This window comes from Streptomyces sp. MspMP-M5, assembly GCF_000373585.1.
Lineage (GTDB): Bacteria > Actinomycetota > Actinomycetes > Streptomycetales > Streptomycetaceae > Streptomyces.
In genome coordinates, this window is sequence record NZ_KB891946.1 from 1 (window position 1) to 15,695 (window position 15,695).

A 15,695-nucleotide genomic window follows, 5' to 3' on the forward strand; every position below is an offset into this window, starting at 1 on the left:
TGCAGTTGATGCAGTTGATGCAGTTGATGCAGTTGACAAGGGGAGACGAACGAGATGACTGAGAACGGCAAGGTCTGGCTGGTCACCGGCGCGAGCAGCGGTTTCGGGCGGGCCATCGCCGAGGCCGCGGTCGCCGCCGGCGACACGGTGATCGGCACGGCCCGACGGACCGAGGCGCTGGCCGACCTGGTCGCCGCGCACCCCGACCGGGTGGAGGCGATCGAGCTGGACGTCACCGACGGCGAGCGGATCGACGTGGTGGCCGCTGACGTCCTGGCTCGCTACAGCCGGGTGGACGTGCTGGTGAACAACGCCGGGCGCACGCAGGTCGGGGCGTTCGAGGAGACCACCGACCGGGAGCTGCGCGACCTGTTCGAGCTGCATGTCTTCGGCCCGGCGCGGCTGACCCGGGCGCTGCTTCCGCAGATGCGGGAGCGGGGCAGCGGATCCATTGTGAACATCAGCAGTTTCGGCGGACAGTTGTCCTTCGCCGGGTTCTCCGCGTACAGCGCGACCAAGGCGGCACTGGAGCAGCTGTCTGAGGGCCTGGCCGATGAAGTGTCGCCGTTCGGGATCAAGGTGCTGATCGTGGAGCCCGGCGCGTTCCGCACCAACCTGTTCGGTAAGGGCGCGGCCTACTTCTCCGAGGAGCACCCGGCGTACGTGGAGAAGGTCGGCGCCACCCGGAAGGCGGTGCAGGACGGCGCCGGCACGCAGCCCGGGGACCCGGCGAAGGCCGCGGCGGCGATCCGACTGGCCCTGGACGCCGAGAAGACCCCGCTGCGGCTCGCCCTCGGCGGCGACGCGGTGGACTTCCTCGTCGGACACCTGGACTCGGTGCGGGCCGAGCTCGCCGCGTGGGAGAAGGTCTCCCGGGGAACGGACTTCGACACGCCGGCAGCCGGCTGACAGGCACGTACCGCTACACCGGGCGGCGGAGCTTTCGCCGCCCGGCATCCGCCCACGTCACCGCGCCAGGGCGCGCCCGCCACCAGCTCCCGCTACCGGCCGGCCGGTCTGCGAAAGCCCCTGATCTCCCCGCTCGATTGCACACTTCAAGACGCTCTCAGGAGTGCCCTAAATGACATCGCCATTGAATTCCCCACTGAATTCCCCGCTCAAGTCCTCGCCTGGCTCCGGCGCCGTGGCCGATGCGCCGGAGGCGGCCCGGGGTGGTTCCCCCATGGTGCTCGGTGCCGCCCTGCTGGGCTTCTTCCTCATCTCGCTGGACGCGTTGATCGTCACCGTCGCGCTGCCCGACATCGGCCGCAGCCTCGGCGGCGGCATGTCCGGCCTGCAGTGGGTCGTGGACGGATACACCCTGCTCTTCGCCGCCCTGATGCTCTCCGCCGGCGCCCTGTCCGACCGCATCGGAGCCCGACAGGCATACGGCGGTGGCCTGGTCCTCTTCGGGCTGGCCTCAGCCGCATGCGGGTTCGCACCCAACCTCGGTGTGCTGGTGGCGGCGCGGCTGGTGCAGGGGGCCGCGGCGGCCGTGATGATGCCGGCGTCCCTGGCACTGGTCCGCCAAGGCTTCCCCGACCAGGCCAAACGAGCCCGGGCCATCGCCATCTGGACCGTCGGCGGGGCCGTCGCAGTGGCCGCCGGACCCGTCCTCGGCGGCGCACTCACCGCGACCGTGGGCTGGCAATGGATCTTCTTCGTCAACCTCCCCGCCGGCCTCCTGGCACTCGCTCTGCTGACCCGGATACCGCCCTCGCCACGCCTGCCCGCACGGCTGGACGTGACCGGGCAGGTGACGGCGGTCGTCGCGATGGGCGCACTGACCTACGGCGTGATCGAAGGCGGCGACAAGGGCTTTGGCCAGCCGCTGGTGATCGCCTCCCTGTCGGTGGCCCTCGTCGCGGCAGCCACCTTCCTGACCGCACAGGCCAGGGGCGCGCATCCGATGCTTCCGCTGCAACTCTTCCGCTCACGCGTGGTGGCGGTGTCCTTGGTGATCGGCTTCATGCTCAACGCCGCCTACTACGGCGGGGTGTTCATCTTCAGCCTGTATCTGCAGCAGGAGCGCGGCCAGTCCGCCCTGCATGCGGGCGTGCTGTTCATCCCGATGACGGCACTGGTGGCCGTGGTGAACCTGGCCTCGGCGAAACTGGCCGCACTGTTCGGCCCTCGGGTGCCCATGGTCGCCGGTCAACTGGTCGGTGCGGCAGGGCTGTTGGCGCTGCTCACCGTCGGCCCGCACACCCACGTATGGACGGTGGCCGCACTGATGGTGCCGGTCGGCCTCGGCGGAGCACTGACCGTACCCGCACTGACCGCCATGCTCCTCGACACCGTTCCCGCAAACCGGGCAGGCACCGCATCCGCCCTTCTCAACACCGGCCGCCAAGTCGGCGGAGCCATCGCGGTGGCCGTCTTCGGAGCGCTCCTGGCAGGAGCGGACACCTTCCTGGCCGGCATGCGCTGGAGCATGCTGATCGCAGCCGCCGGCCTCGTACTGACGGCAGCCACGACGCTGACGCTGCCCCGAAACAGGCACCAGACCGCGGAGGCGTGAGGCCCGCTCCGAGCCCGGGTGCCGCGACACGGGGCGGCGGCCGGGGGTGACTGGGCGGGCGGCGATGGAAGCTGCCGGCCGCGGGCCCCACTTCCGCGGTCCAACAGAAACATGGCGACAGAAACACGGTGTCGGGATGAGATGCGAGCAGACCTGGCCCTGGACCACCAGGAGGAGTTCGCCACCTCCCTCGCCCGCACCGTCGCCGCCCGGCACCCGGGCGAATCAGCGCTGGCCGCGCTGCGCCGCGCGGTCGCCGACGCCACGGCTGCCCAGGATCCGGTCGCCGGCTTCTCCGGCCACGACTTCGCCCGCATGGTCGCTGACAGCCCCACCCTGACCACCTGCCTGCAGGGCCTGCACGAGCAGCGCGAACGTCACCTCGCCCAGGCACTCGCCGAGGCCACCGGCGCCAAGCCCGACGACATCACCGTCCAGACCGCCGCCGGCCTGGTGGGCACCCTTCGGTCTGTTGGAACCCGCCCTGTCCGAAAATGCAGGGGCGTTGAACGTCGCGCCGACTGCCTCAAGCAGCTCCGCTCGTACCGCGCGAAGGTGCGGCCTGGCTCGGCTCACCGTGGAGCCGAGCCCGCCAACCACCTGGCGCAGCGTCGTCAAAGCAGCATGACGACCTTGCCGAACTTCCCGGGGCCGGCCAGTCGAGCGTAGGCATCGGAGTAACGCTCCAGCCCGAAGGCCGCGTCGACAGGTACCCGAAGCCGCCCCTCAGCCAGCAGCGGCACGACACATGTGCGCACCGTCGCCGCGAGGAGAGACTTCTCTGCATGCGAGCGGCCCCGAATGGTGGTACCGATCAGCTGGGCCCGCGCAAGCATCAAGTCGAACATCCGCAACGGCGCCACCGCCCCACCCTGGACCCCCACGACAAGGACCCGACCCCGAGTACGCAGCAGGTCAACCCGTCGCAGACAGTCCTCCCCTCCGACCAATTCGACAACGACGTCATACGGCGCGCCTTCGCCCTCCTCATCCGGGACCACCACCTCCACGCTGCTGCCGAGAGGGGCAAGTTCCCTTATTCGGTCATGCAGTTCGCGCCGGCGCACACTCGCAACGACATGGGCGCCGCAGGCAGCGGCCACCTGCACCATGGCCGTACCCACCCCGCCCGCAGCCCCGGTCACCAAGACCCGTTCCCCCGCACGCACCCCGGCTTGGACCACCAGTGCGTCCCAAGCGGTACTGAACGCCTCCGGGAAACCCGCTGCCTCTCCCCAGGGCAACCCCTCAGGTACCGCAAGCAGCAAGTCAGCAGGCACCACGATCCGCTCGGCATGGCCACCACCCCCGACGAGCGCCATTACCCGGTCACCGACGCCCACTCCCGCCACCCCCGCACCGACCTGCTCGACCTCACCGGCGATCTCCAACCCGGGAATGTCAGCCGGCCAGCCCGGCGGCGCCGGATACTCACCCCTGGCCTGTTGAAGGTCGGCCGCGTTGAGCCCCGCGGCGCGAACCCGCACCGCCACCAGGCCAGGCCCGACCACCGGATCAGCACGCCGCTCAAGTCCGAACGTGCCCTTACCGTCGATCACAACTGCTCTCATGACCACGAACCTACTCCTCCGCTCCGGCACAGCGAGTCCATCATCCGAAATACCCTTTCCATTCTCCGAGTTGATCGCTAGCGTCCTCCACGACGACGCGAGCGCATCTGCCCGCGTATGGATCGAGCAACGAGGGGACACCGTGCTGGCACCGATCGACCTGCGCAGCGACACGTTGAGCGCCATCACTCCGCAGATGCGCCGCGTCATGGCGGACGCCGAGGTGGGAGACGACCTGTACGGCGGAGACCCCACCACCCAACGCCTCGAACGCCGGTGCGCCGAGCTCCTCGGCAAGGAGGCGGCGCTCTTCACGGCCAGCGGCACCCTGAGCAATCAGCTGGCGATCCGGGTGCACACGGACCGCGGCAGTGAAGTCATCACCGACGCGAAGTACCACATCAACTTCTTCGAGAGCGCGGCCACCGCCGATCTGTGCGGTGTGGTGCTCAACCCGGTGGACAGCCCGGACGGCATCCTCACGCCCCGCCTCCTGGACGCGGCCGTGGACCGCAAGCGGCGTGCCCGGCTCACCTCCGCCCCGTCCCTGGTGTGGGTCGAGAACACCGTCAACTACTTCGGCGGGAGCGTGATTTCGGTGACGGACCTGGCTGACCTGCGCGCGGCCTCGCTCGCCAAGGGCCTGCCGACGCACATGGACGGTGCCCGGCTGCCCAACGCGAGCGTCGCCACGGGCACCACGCTCGCCGAGTACGCCGCCACCGTCGACACCGTCGCGGTCTCGTTCGCCAAGGCCCTCGGCGCACCCTTCGGCAGCGTTCTCGCCGGTCCGGCCGAACTGATCGAGCGGGCCTCCGTCTACCGCCTGTGGTACGGGGGCGGCCTGCACCAGTCCGGCTTCATGGCGGCCGCCGCGCTGTACGCCCTGGAGCACAACATCGACCGACTCGCCGAGGACCACGCCCACGCGCGGCTACTGCGCGAACTCCTCGTCGAGAACCCGGCGTTCACCGCCCCGGAGCCGGAGACCAACATGGTCATCGCGGATATCTCCGGCACCGGCCTCACCTCCGCCGCATTCGTCTCCGCCGCAGCGGAAGCCGGTGTCAAGGTTGCCCGCTGGACAGACACACAGGTCCGGATCGTCGCCCGTCTCGGCGTGGACGAAGCGGTCGTACGCGACGCCGTACGGCGCCTGCACCAGGTAGCCGACCGGCAGCCCTCCCTGGCCGGGAAGCCATGACGCACATGGACCTGTGGACGCCGCTCGACTGGCCGGGATTCGGTGGCGTCGCCTTCGCAGCCCTGGTGTTCCTCTGCGTGACGGCCGTTCTCGCAGGAGCGATCGACGCCATCGTGGGTGGCGGCGGACTGCTGCAGCTGCCTGCGATGCTCCTCGTCAACCCCGGTGGCGCGGTGGTCCATTCGCTGGCCACCAGCAAGATGGTCGGCCTGGTGGGCACCTCCGCCGCGGCAGTCACCTTCGCCCGCAAGACGCCCCTCGACTGGAAGGCCGTGGGGCAGATGGCCGCCACGACCTTTCCGGCCTCGGTCGCCGGGGCGGCGGTCGCCTCCGCCCTGCCCAAGTCGGTCCTGAACACCGTGGTGCTGTGCGCCCTGGTGGTCGTGGGCCTGTACACCTGGCGCAAACCGGAGTTCGGCGTGGACGAGGACCGCCGCTTCGGCCACCGCGGGGAACTGGTCGCCATGGCGGTGGGCGGCGCGGCCATCGGTTTCTGGGACGGCCTCGGCCCGCCCGGCACCGGCTCCTTCCTGGTGTTCCTTCTCGTCGGAGTCATCGGCTACGCCTTCCTGCGGGCCTCCGCCGTGGCCAAGGTCGTCAACATCGCCGCCAACCTCGGGGCACTGGTCTTCTTCATCCCCGCCGGCAAGGTGCTCTGGGGCCTTGGTGCGGCCATGGCCGTGTGCAACCTCGTGGGCGGCATCCTCGGCGCCTCCCTGGCCATGAAGCGCGGCTCCGCCTTCGTCCGCAAGGTCTTCCTGGTGGTCGTCTCGGGACTGGTGATCAGCGTGACGTGGAAGTTGTCACTGGCGTAGCACTCGCGGTGCAGAGGAGCCAACAGCCTCTGCACCGCCCTCGCCGCCGAGGCTGCAGGCGAGCACGATCCAAGGCTCCACGGCACCTTCGAGCGGCCGAGAACCACGCGGCCGGAAACGCAGCGGCGAGCCCACGCGCCGTCCGAACTCCACTGCGAGTGCGAGTTGTTGGCGCCTCCTCGGGCATAGATGAGCCAGAAAACGTGCTCCACGAGTCGGCAGCGCGCGCAGCATCGACTCGTGCCGCACCGAGGCCGCCGTAGAGGATCGACATGACCGATGCTCCTTATGCTCCCGCCCCCCGTCCCTGCCCGCGTTCCACCGTCATCCACCGGGCAGCCCTCTACCGCGGTCTCCTTGCCGTCGCGATCCTGGCGGCCCTGATCCTCACAGCGATGTTCACCCCGGCCACGCGCACCGCCGCCCGTGGAGCCAGAACCGATCTCCGGCTCGGTGCCCTCCAGCTCACCCCGTGCACGCAGCGCCCGACCGGCTGGTGCGGAACCACCGCACTCCCGTTGGACCGCCGGGATCCCGACAGTCCGACCCTCGACATCGGCTTCGAATGGGTGCCGGCCACCGGACGGCCCCAGGGCACCGTGGTCGTCGTCGACGGCGGCCCCGGCTGGGCGACGCGCCACTCCCGTGATGCCTACCTGAAGATGCTCGGCCCCCTCCGCGCCAGCCGGAACCTGCTGCTGTTCGACCTGCGCGGCACGGGCCGCTCACAGGCCCTCACCTGCCCGGACCTGGAACACTACGCGGGCCAACCCTCAGGTCCCGACTTCGCCCAGACCGTCGGCGCCTGCGGCGACCAACTCGATCACACCTGGCACCGCCCCGACGGCAGCTGGATCCACGCCTCCGAGCTCTTCGGAACCGTCGATGCCACCCAGGATCTCGCCGATGTCCTCACCCAGCTCGGACTTTCCGGCGTCGACCTGTACGGCGACTCCTACGGCGGCTGGTTCGCCCAGGTCTTCGCCGCACGCCACCCCTCCCTGCTGCGTTCGCTCACGCTGGACGCCACCTACGAAGTCCTGGGCCTGGACCCCTGGTACACCAGCGGCGTCACCACCGCCCGTACCGCGTTCGCCCTCGCCTGCCGACGCGCACCGCAGTGCGCCGCCCACACCTCCACCGACGCATGGACCCTCATCTCCCGACTGGCATCCCGCCTGCGTACCGCACCACTGACCGGCACCACCACCGACCTGGACGGCGAGCCCATCACCGTAACGGTCACCGTGACCACCCTGGTAGACCTGGTCAACGACGCGGGAGTCGACCCTGGGATCTACCGGAGCCTGCAAGCCGCGGCCCAGACACTGCTCACCAGAGGCGACAGTGCCCCACTGCTCCGCCTGGCCGCGCAGACCACCGCCCACGACGGCACCAACCTCCCACCCCCCGACTACTCCAGCGCCCTGTACTTCGCCGTGGCCTGCACCGACTACCCGCAGCTGTTCGCCATGACCAGCCCGAGCGCCGAACGCGCCCGCATGCTCCAGGACCGCATTGCCGCCCAGCCCGCCGCCACCTTCGCCCCCTTCACCACCGCCGAATGGACGACAGTCAACGCCTACACCAACACCTACGACGGCTGCCTTGCCTGGCCCGCTCCACAACGCCCCCACATGCCCATCACGACCCGCCCGCCCCTGGTGCCGGCCACCGTGCCGGCCCTCGTCCTCGGTGGCGATCTCGACTCACTCACCCCCGCCATCGGCGGCCGACGCGTCGCAGCCCAACTCGGGCCCTCCGCCCGCTTCATCACCGTCCCCAACCTCACTCACATCACCGCCATGCCCGACGCGACCCGGCCGGGCCCGGAAGCGTGCGGACAGTCCCTGTACCGCCAGTTCCTGCGCGCCCCCGCCGCCGCTCTGCATCACCTGGACACCTCCTGCACCCGGCACACCCCCGCCGTCCCCACCCTCACCGACTACCCCACCCACCTCACCGACACCACCCCCGCCACCCCCGCACCCGGCAACCAGGCCCACCCTGCAGCACTACGCGCGGCCGCCGTCGGCGCATCAGCGCTCAGCGACGCACTCGCCCGCAGCGGCTATCTGCCCCACGGCCACGACACCGGACTGCGCGGCGGCACCTGGACCCTCACCGGCACTCCCCAAGCACACCTCACCCTCACCGACGTGCGCTGGGTGACTGACGCGACCGTCAACGGCACCGCCACATGGGACCAGACCAACGGCACCGTCACCGCACACCTCACCATCACCCCCGACACCGAAACCAACACCGACACCAACACCGGCCCCGGCCCCGGCATCACCATCGACATCACCTGGAACACCCTCACCCCCAACACCCCCGCATCCATATCCGGAACGGCCGGGGACGCCCCACTTCACGCCACCCTCCCCTCACCCTGACCCGAGGCGATCCATAAAGGTCCGCTACGGCGCCCCCGCAGACCGCCCGTGCTCCTTCGCCTCGGCCCAGGACGCCTCCTTCCACACCTCGCCGGTCTGCTCGCCGCGCTCGGCTACCCACCGGGCGGGCACCTCCCGCAGCGGTCAACCCACCTCGGTCCGCCTACCTCAGACACCACAAGGCACGACCAACACCCCGCTGTCATCCGGCACTTCGATCAGAATTTACTCACGATCCGAAGTCCGTAGCGCTAGTTCCGTGCGACGTCCCTGACGAACACGATCCCGTCGTATCCAGACAGGTGTGCCGGGTCGAGCGGGGCGTAGCCGAACCAGGGAGAGAGACGCCGCGCGGGCTGCGTGTCGGCAAGGGCGGTGGCCAGCCGCGGGGCGTCGACGACGCAACGGTCCTTCGACAGCGCGTACAGGAGTCCCTCGACGGTGTCCGGCGCCGGCGTGTCCACTCCCTGGTGCCTGAGCGTGCCCAGGGCCGTGGCCACCAAGCCGTACCCCTCGCCGAGCCGGGTGCTCACCAGCGCACCGGCGCTCCACCACTGCACCGACCCCTGCCACATCTGCATGGTGCTCTTCTCCCGCTGGAGGTGGGAGTTTTGGGCGTGGACGAGTGCCGGGCCCCTGGTGGAGATGGCCAGGAGGTTGTGGGCCATCATCAAATCCCGCAGCGCGCACAGGCGCGTCATGCGGGCCGGTGAGGTGTCAGCCATCGAGTAGTGGTAACGCAGCAGGCCGGTGGCGGTGCGCCCGTGCAGGCACGCCCGCTCCACATCGCCCTGCGAGGTCGCCGCGAGCAGATGTGGCGTCTGCGCGTCGAGCACCGCCACCAGTTCGTCGGCGAGCAACCGCAGCTGCCTGGCCTCGGCCGACTGCCCCACGGACTGCGCCGGATCCATCATCGCGGCGGGATTGGTCCACCGGTCGTCGGAGCCGAGCAGGCGGTCGAGCGTGTCCGCGGTGCAGGGGAGCAAGTCCGCGTCCACCCGGGCCGAGAGGCAGCCGTGGAGTGCGGTCAGTGCCTGCCGGGGGCTTTCGGCTCCAGTGATCTCCAACGGGCCGTCGAAACCGGCGAAGCGGACCTGCTCGGACGCGGGCCGACCGTCGTTGTGGTCGCGCATCCAGCGCACGAGTTCGCGGTTTCCGGCGAAGGCGCCCCAGCCATGACTGAATCCATGCTCCATGACCTCGTCGAGGGTTCCCGTGCCCGCGGTGACGTAGTCGTCCACGACCAGGCCCCCCATACAGTCACTCTCGATCGCGATCGTCCGGTAGCCCTCCTGCTCGACGAGCTGCCGGAAGAGCTCGTTGCGGAGGTCGAGCAGAGTGTCCTCGCCGTGGGTCGGCTCGCCCAGGGCAAGCAACCGCGGCCGCGCCGGGAACAGCCTCATGACGGAGCCAGCATCGACGGCATGGACAGTGTCCTTGATGTCAAAATCCATGCCTTCAACGCTATCTTTGAACCTTCGGTGGAAACTTTTTCGCGATACTTTCCGCCTCACGTAGAGAAACCTTCAAAGCAGTGACCGACTCATCGAGACGGCGGCAGTGACGATCCGTTCGAGCGTGAGCGTCGGCCCGAAGGCACCTCGGAAGATTTGCCTCGGTGCGGGGGTGCCAGCACCTTGGTCGCAGTCGCCATCGCGGCGCCCCACTGCCGGGTGCTCTCGCGGGTCGAGGGCACCCGCTCCCCCGGCTTCAGCTCGCCCGAGCAGTTCCTCGACATCGGTACCTGGAACCCCCCGACGACCTGGACAGCACCCCGGTTCCCACGTCCCGTCCACCCTGTGGAACAGGTAACCGGCCCTTACGCAAGCGCAGCAAGTCGCTGAGCGGGTGACCACGGAGTTTCGACTCTGACTTACCTGGCGCAGGAACCAGGCGGGTGGCGGCAGACAGGCGGAAGCAGGCCGGTGGCATCCCCGCCGTCCTGCTCATCTGCACCGGCGACCTGGCGCCGAGGTGGATCGCGCAGCCCTTACGTTGCCTGGGCGGTGGTGACCGGAAGGCGACGAGGCCCGCGGACGAGCAGGCCCGGGCGGTACGGCAGGTCCTTCGGGTCGGCAGCGAGACGGAGGTCGGGAAGCGCATCGAAGAGCAGGGGAAGCGCGATCGCCGCCTCCATTCGAGCCAGCCGTGACCCGACGCAGAAGTGCGGTCCGTGGCCGAACGCGGTGTGCGGGGCGGCTCGTTTGCCGTCGGCCCCGGCGAGATGGCGCGCAGGCCGGAACTCGTCGGGGTCCGGGAAGTGTGCGGGGTCCCTGTTCGCTGCCGCCAGCACGACCAGGACGGAGTCCCCGGCCGGCACCTCCACACCGCCGCCGAGGTCCACCGTCTCGGCCGCGCGCCGCCAGGTTGCCCCCTCCAGTGGGCTGTCGTACCGCAGCGTCTCCTCCACCACCGCGGCCCAACGGCTGCCGGGAGCCCGTCGGGCGGCCGTCAGTTCGCCGGGGTGTGTGAGCAGTCGCAGCGAGGCCGAGGCGAGAAGGTTCATCGTCGTCTCGTAACCCGCGAAGAGCAGGAGGAAGGCCATGGCAAGCAACTCGCCGTCGTCCAGACCGTCCTCGGCCGAGTTGTGGACCAGTGCGCTGAAAACGTCCTCGCCCGGCGTCTGCCGCTTCTCGGCGATCAGTGATGTGACATACGTGTGCAGCAGAACCCATGCCTCGTCCACGGCGCCCTGGGGCAGCGCGTCGGCGGGCGAGCCGACACGGTAGGTCCACTCCCGAAGCCCCGCACGGTCGGCTTCCGGCACGCCCAGCACCTCGCTGATCACCAGGATCGGCAGCGGAAAGGCGAGACTGTCGACCAGGTCGACAGTCTCGCCGGCGCCCAGCCGACCCGTCAGCTCCGTCACCAGTCCGGCTGCCAGCTGCTCGATCCTCGGCCGCAGTGCGTCGACGCGAGGTGGTGCGAACGCGGCGGCCGTCAAGCGGCGCAGCCGGGTGTGGTCGGGGGCGTCGGCGTTGAGCATGTGCTGTGCCAGGCAGGCTCGGGCGCGTTGGGCCGGGGAGCTTGGCTTGGGGCGACCGGCGCGTTGCGGCGGCACGTTCGAGAAGCGCGGGTCGGCGAGCACCGCGCGGCTGTGCTCGTAGCCCGTGACCAGCCACGCGTGCGTGCCGTTCGCCAACTCGACCCGAGCGGCCGGCCCCTGGCCGCGAAGTCGCCCGTAGTACGGATAGGGGTCGTAGGAGAAGGCGGGGGCCGCAGGATCGAGTCGCACCCGCTCATGGTTGCGCAGACACATGGCCACGGCGGTGGGGTCGTGGTCAGACCTGGCAAGGCGCAACTGTGCGAACCCCACAACACCCGACCCGCTCGCCTCGGCCCTCCCCCATGCCTGGCCGGCGCTGCTCCAGTAGCCCGTCGGCCATCGGGGCTGCTTCGCCCGCACGCCGTAGGTCCGGCAGTAACCGGGTCACCGGCGCGGGGTGCCGCAGCAGCGTCCGCAGCGCATCCTCATACTCCGGGTGCGGGCCGCACGGCGATGCCGTTCCGCTCGAGCAGCGCCGCCGTCACGCCGTCTCCCGGCACCAGCTCGCCGGCGAACGATCCGTCGTAGACCTCACCGCGTCCGCACGAGGGACTGCGTGGCATCAGCAGGGCCTCAGTGCATCCGCCGCTCTGCGCTGCCGCCAGTGCGCGTTGCGCTCCGTCCACGAACTGCGCCGTCACGTCACGCCCGGTGTCCTCAACGACCTGCGCCGTCCCGTCGAGGACGTCGTGTCCGTCGCCGCCCACCAGCTCCGCAGGCCGTCGCGGTGTCGTGAGCCCGCCGGCGACCTCCGGGCAGAAGGAGACGACTTCGCGACCAGCGACCGCCGCCGCCATCTCCGGCGACGCCTTATGACGCCCGTCGAACCGGCACGGCACCCCGCGCAGGCACGCGCTGACCAGGATTGCTTCCATACCGCCAGGTTAGCCGCGACGGCAGGATGGTGGCGTCTGCCTGGGCTCCAGCAGCAGTTCGGTCCCGTCGGGATCTTCCGTCGAGACGACGGTCAGCCAACGGGCTTCGCCCAGCGGGACGTCGCGCTTCTTCACGAAGCCCAGCACACAGACAGCTCGCCCGCCCTGCCGGCTCGCCTGCCTCGTGACACGACTATGGCCGGAGCCTGGCAGGCACGCTCCGGCCATCTGTTACGACACCAGCCACGGTACCCACACCCCGGGGGCCACCACTGGCCCTGCGCCCTTGATGTCGGCCCCTACGACACCAGGGACCGGTTTCTGAACCTACGACGTCCAAGTCGGAGGTTGGCTGGCTCCGCCCCGCGGCGGGCACGTCCGGGCGGCAGGTCGATCAGGCCGAGTCCTCTGTTTCGGAATAGCTTGATCCGTCGTAGAGGTCCCGGACGGTGTGTAGGGCCTTGCCGAAAGTCGTCGCCACAGTGCAGCCCGCCTGCGACCAGGAGGGGCACATCTGCGGGTCTGCGTCGGCTGCTGCACCGGCCCCCGGTGCAGGGGCAGCGTTGGCAACCGGCGCGATGAGTGCGGTAGCGGACACGGCAAGAGCAGCCGCTGCGAGAACAATGCGAGGTTTCGTCATGTGTTGATCAACGACGAGATTAACGGCCGGTAACGTAGGTCGAGCGGTGGGCCGTTCCCTCCGTTGCAGTGCGCGCGGCGTGCGGCCCGCAGATCCACCACCTGCAACCCAGTCTTCCAGCCGCCCCTGCCATTGCCGCACGGTCGGGGTTCCAGGCCGGATGCGACGGAGTGCGCCTTCAGCCGACATCGGGCGCAGACCGTACTTCGATCTGCTCCCCCGTGTGCTCCATCTCCAGTACGACGAGTTCGTTCCGTCCCTTGCGCCATAGATGGCTCGGTGCGTACAGCGTGACCTGGGGCCCGAGGGACCAGTAGCGGCCGAGCGCGAATCCGTTGAGCCAGACCAAGCCCTTGTCCCAGCCCGGGAAGGCGAGGAAGCTGTCCGCGGGGGCGTCGACGTGAAGCCGGGCCCGGTGGAACGCGGGGCCGGTCGGGGTGTCTCCGTCGGTGAATTTCAGGGCCGAGAGAGCGTCCAGGGGCAGTCGGCGGATCTCCCAGTCATGCAGTTCTTCGTTGTCGAGGAGTACCCTTCCGCTGATGCCCTTGGGGTCGTTGAGGCCCTGGCCGAAGTTGACCCGCCCGGTGGGGTCCACCAGGAGGTCGAGGGCGCTGGACGCGCCGGCCACAGTGAAGTCGATCGAGTGGTCCGGCTGGTTGCGGTCGAAGGTACCGATCCGCCTGCCGTCGGCGAACACCAGCGCACGGTCGCCCAGCCCGGTGACTCTCAGGTCCCTGGTCCCCTGCGGCCCGCGCACCCGGGTGCGGTAGTGAATCAGTCCGTGCGGCTGTCCGAGGGCCTCCATGTGGACGGGGCTGGTGCGCCGCACCGGGGTGTCGCTCAGCACATCGAGGGCATCCATCAACGGCACCGACTCACGGACAACGACCCTTTGGGGCGGCATCCGGCGCGGCGTGGCCGGCGGGGGCGTGGTGGGCAGTGTGGCGTATTTGGCGAGCACCTCGCGCACCTTGTGGAACTTCTCGGTGAGTTCGCCGGATTCGCTGATCGGAGCGTCGTAGTCGTAGCTGGTGACGGTGGGCTGATAGGCGTTGCCGCTGAGATTGGCACCGGCGGACCAGCCGAAGTTTGTTCCGCCCACCGCCATATAAAGGTTGATCGACCCGCCTGCTTCGAGGATCTTTTCCACGTCGGCGGCGGTCTGCGCCGGGTCGGTGGTGTGGTGGTGCTCTCCCCAGTGGTCGAACCAGCCGTCCCAGAACTCGGTGCAGAACAGCGGCTTGTCCGGCTGGAATTCACGGAGTTCGGCGAAGGGGCCGGTGGGGTCCCCGGCGAAGTTGACGGTGGACAGGAGGTCGGGGAGGCTGCCGTCCTCCAGCGCTTGCGGAGTGGCTCCGTTGGAACAGAACAGCAGGCTGTCTATGCCCTGCGCCCGCATGGTGTCCCTCAGGTGTTCCAGGTAGGCGTGGTCATTGCCGTAGCTGCCGTACTCGTTCTCGACCTGTAGGGCGATGATGGGCCCGCCGCGGGTGGCCTGCAGATCGACGAATCGGGGCAGCAGTTCTGCGAACCAGGCGTCGACCGCTCGCTCGTATGCGGGGTCGGAACGGCGCAGCGGCGCATTCTTGTCCTTCAGGAGCCAGGCGGGCAGGCCGCCGAAATCCCATTCGGCGCAGATGTACGGTCCCGGTCGCACGATCACCTTCAGTCCGACCTCGTCCGCGGTCCGTACAAACGCGGCGACGTCGCGCCATCCGGTGAAGTCGACCTGCTTCTCGTACGGTTGGTGGAAGTTCCAGGCGACGTAGGTCTCCACCGTGTTCAGGCCCATGGCCCGCATCCGTATCAGCCGGTCGCGCCAGTCCTTGGGGTGCGTTCTGAAGTAGTGGAAGGCACCCGAGAGGATACGGAACGGTTTGCCGTCCAGCAGGAATTCGTTACCGCGGAGGGTGAGTCCCCGCGGGTTGTCGGCCTGGGCGAGGGCCCTACGGCGGTCGACCAGGGGGGCGCCCAGGGACGCGGCTCCCACCATGGCGGCGCTCAGGAATCCACGTCGGCTGAAGTGCGTCATGTCTGCTCTCCTCGACTCGACCGGTCGCCGCACAAGCTCGGGCATGTTCAATGGTGAGCGTTTCTGTGCATCGAGAGTGTTGTGCAGAACAGCAACGAACACAAGGGCTCGTAGCCGCACATGCTGACGCGGGCTAGGGCGGGGACGGGAGCGGGGGCGGGTACGTACAGGAGAACGTCCACGGACGTTGCCAGCCTGATCTGAAACGGCGGGAGGGCACCGGCGAGACCGGTGCCCTCCCGTCATGCGCCGTCATACGCGGCCGGCAGGTCCGGCTAGCTCAGGGACTTCAGGGCCGCCGCGTCGTACGGCTTGAGCTCCTCGAAGCGGCCCTCCAGGACCTTGGCCGCCCACTGCGGGTCCTGGAGCAGGGCGCGGCCGACGGCGACCAGGTCGAACTCGTCGCGCTCCAGGCGCTCCAGGAGGTTGTCGATGCTGCCGACCGCGGCGCCCTCGCCCGCGAACGCGCGGAGGAAGTCGCCGTCGAGGCCGACCGAGCCGACAGTGATGGTGGGCCGGCCGGTGAGCTTCTTGGTCCAGCCCGCCAGGTTGAGGTCCGAGTCCTCGAACTCCGGGAGCCAGTAGCGGCGGG

At 69.6% G+C, this 15,695-nt stretch carries 11 protein-coding genes and 2 pseudogenes; 6 read left to right on the forward strand and 7 right to left on the reverse strand.

Annotated elements, in window-relative coordinates:
* Positions 1 to 54 precede the first annotated feature (54 nt).
* The 3 genes from B073_RS0135610 to B073_RS49165 all read left to right on the forward strand — a co-directional run bounded on the left by B073_RS0135610 (position 55) and on the right by B073_RS49165 (position 3,190).
* The gene (locus tag B073_RS0135610) at positions 55 to 909 is read left to right on the forward strand and encodes an oxidoreductase (RefSeq protein WP_018542834.1); all 855 of its coding nucleotides are present in this window, start codon (positions 55 to 57) and stop codon (positions 907 to 909) included.
* 274 nt (positions 910 to 1,183) lie between these two features.
* Complete coding sequence (locus B073_RS0135615) at positions 1,184 to 2,521, forward strand: MFS transporter (protein WP_018542835.1); 1,338 nt, start codon at positions 1,184 to 1,186, stop codon at positions 2,519 to 2,521.
* Positions 2,522 to 2,662: 141 nt separating this feature from the next.
* On the forward strand, positions 2,663 to 3,190 hold the full coding sequence (locus B073_RS49165) for a hypothetical protein (protein WP_026248035.1): 528 nt from the start codon (positions 2,663 to 2,665) through the stop codon (positions 3,188 to 3,190).
* Here B073_RS49165 and B073_RS0135625 read toward each other — a convergent pair.
* Complete coding sequence (locus B073_RS0135625) at positions 3,136 to 4,092, reverse strand: alcohol dehydrogenase catalytic domain-containing protein (protein ID WP_026248036.1); 957 nt, start codon at positions 4,090 to 4,092, stop codon at positions 3,136 to 3,138. The genes B073_RS49165 and B073_RS0135625 overlap by 55 nt on opposite strands.
* Positions 4,093 to 4,162: 70 nt before the next feature.
* On the opposite strand from B073_RS0135625, the gene B073_RS0135630 reads away from it, so the two are divergent.
* The 3 genes from B073_RS0135630 (at position 4,163) to B073_RS48935 (ending at position 8,510) form a co-directional block, all read left to right on the forward strand.
* Complete coding sequence (locus B073_RS0135630; protein WP_234025247.1) at positions 4,163 to 5,296, forward strand: threonine aldolase family protein; 1,134 nt, start codon at positions 4,163 to 4,165, stop codon at positions 5,294 to 5,296.
* On the forward strand, positions 5,293 to 6,111 hold the full coding sequence (locus B073_RS0135635) for a TSUP family transporter (RefSeq protein WP_234025248.1): 819 nt from the start codon (positions 5,293 to 5,295) through the stop codon (positions 6,109 to 6,111). Before B073_RS0135630 ends, B073_RS0135635 begins: the two co-directional genes overlap by 4 nt.
* 272 nt (positions 6,112 to 6,383) lie before the next feature.
* On the forward strand, positions 6,384 to 8,510 hold the full coding sequence (locus B073_RS48935) for an alpha/beta hydrolase (RefSeq protein WP_018542840.1): 2,127 nt from the start codon (positions 6,384 to 6,386) through the stop codon (positions 8,508 to 8,510).
* A 251-nt stretch (positions 8,511 to 8,761) separates the two neighbouring features.
* Here the strand turns inward: B073_RS48935 and B073_RS0135645 are convergent, their stop codons facing one another.
* From B073_RS0135645 to B073_RS42280, 6 genes and pseudogenes are all read right to left on the reverse strand, one after another.
* Positions 8,762 to 9,964: an erythromycin esterase family protein gene (locus tag B073_RS0135645; RefSeq protein ID WP_018542842.1), complete on the reverse strand. Its 1,203-nt coding sequence runs from the start codon at positions 9,962 to 9,964 to the stop codon at positions 8,762 to 8,764.
* 536 nt (positions 9,965 to 10,500) lie between these two features.
* The gene (locus B073_RS0135650) at positions 10,501 to 11,745 is read right to left on the reverse strand and encodes a cytochrome P450 family protein (protein ID WP_018542843.1); all 1,245 of its coding nucleotides are present in this window, start codon (positions 11,743 to 11,745) and stop codon (positions 10,501 to 10,503) included.
* A 236-nt stretch (positions 11,746 to 11,981) separates the two neighbouring features.
* On the reverse strand, positions 11,982 to 12,431 hold the full coding sequence (locus tag B073_RS0135655) for a DUF523 domain-containing protein (protein ID WP_026248037.1): 450 nt from the start codon (positions 12,429 to 12,431) through the stop codon (positions 11,982 to 11,984).
* 30 nt (positions 12,432 to 12,461) lie between these two features.
* Positions 12,462 to 12,578: pseudogene (locus tag B073_RS44950) on the reverse strand (VOC family protein); the annotation flags it as partial.
* 671 nt (positions 12,579 to 13,249) lie between these two features.
* On the reverse strand, positions 13,250 to 15,103 hold the full coding sequence (locus B073_RS0135665) for a glycoside hydrolase family 35 protein (RefSeq protein WP_018542846.1): 1,854 nt from the start codon (positions 15,101 to 15,103) through the stop codon (positions 13,250 to 13,252).
* 275 nt (positions 15,104 to 15,378) lie between these two features.
* Positions 15,379 to 15,695: pseudogene (locus B073_RS42280) on the reverse strand (12-oxophytodienoate reductase); the annotation flags it as partial.

Excerpts from the sequence above, each read along its gene's own strand:
- B073_RS0135655 (WP_026248037.1), bottom strand. The coding sequence starts at position 12,431 with ATGGAAGCAATCCTGGTCAGCGCGTGCCTGCGCGGGGTGCCGTGCCGG.
- B073_RS49165 (WP_026248035.1), top strand. The coding sequence starts at position 2,663 with ATGCGAGCAGACCTGGCCCTGGACCACCAGGAGGAGTTCGCCACCTCC.
- B073_RS0135645 (WP_018542842.1), bottom strand. The coding sequence starts at position 9,964 with ATGGATTTTGACATCAAGGACACTGTCCATGCCGTCGATGCTGGCTCC.
- B073_RS0135635 (WP_234025248.1), top strand. The coding sequence starts at position 5,293 with ATGACGCACATGGACCTGTGGACGCCGCTCGACTGGCCGGGATTCGGT.
- B073_RS48935 (WP_018542840.1), top strand. The coding sequence starts at position 6,384 with ATGACCGATGCTCCTTATGCTCCCGCCCCCCGTCCCTGCCCGCGTTCC.
- B073_RS0135625 (WP_026248036.1), bottom strand. The coding sequence starts at position 4,092 with ATGAGAGCAGTTGTGATCGACGGTAAGGGCACGTTCGGACTTGAGCGG.
- B073_RS0135615 (WP_018542835.1), top strand. The coding sequence starts at position 1,184 with ATGGTGCTCGGTGCCGCCCTGCTGGGCTTCTTCCTCATCTCGCTGGAC.
- B073_RS0135610 (WP_018542834.1), top strand. The coding sequence starts at position 55 with ATGACTGAGAACGGCAAGGTCTGGCTGGTCACCGGCGCGAGCAGCGGT.
- B073_RS0135665 (WP_018542846.1), bottom strand. The coding sequence starts at position 15,103 with ATGACGCACTTCAGCCGACGTGGATTCCTGAGCGCCGCCATGGTGGGA.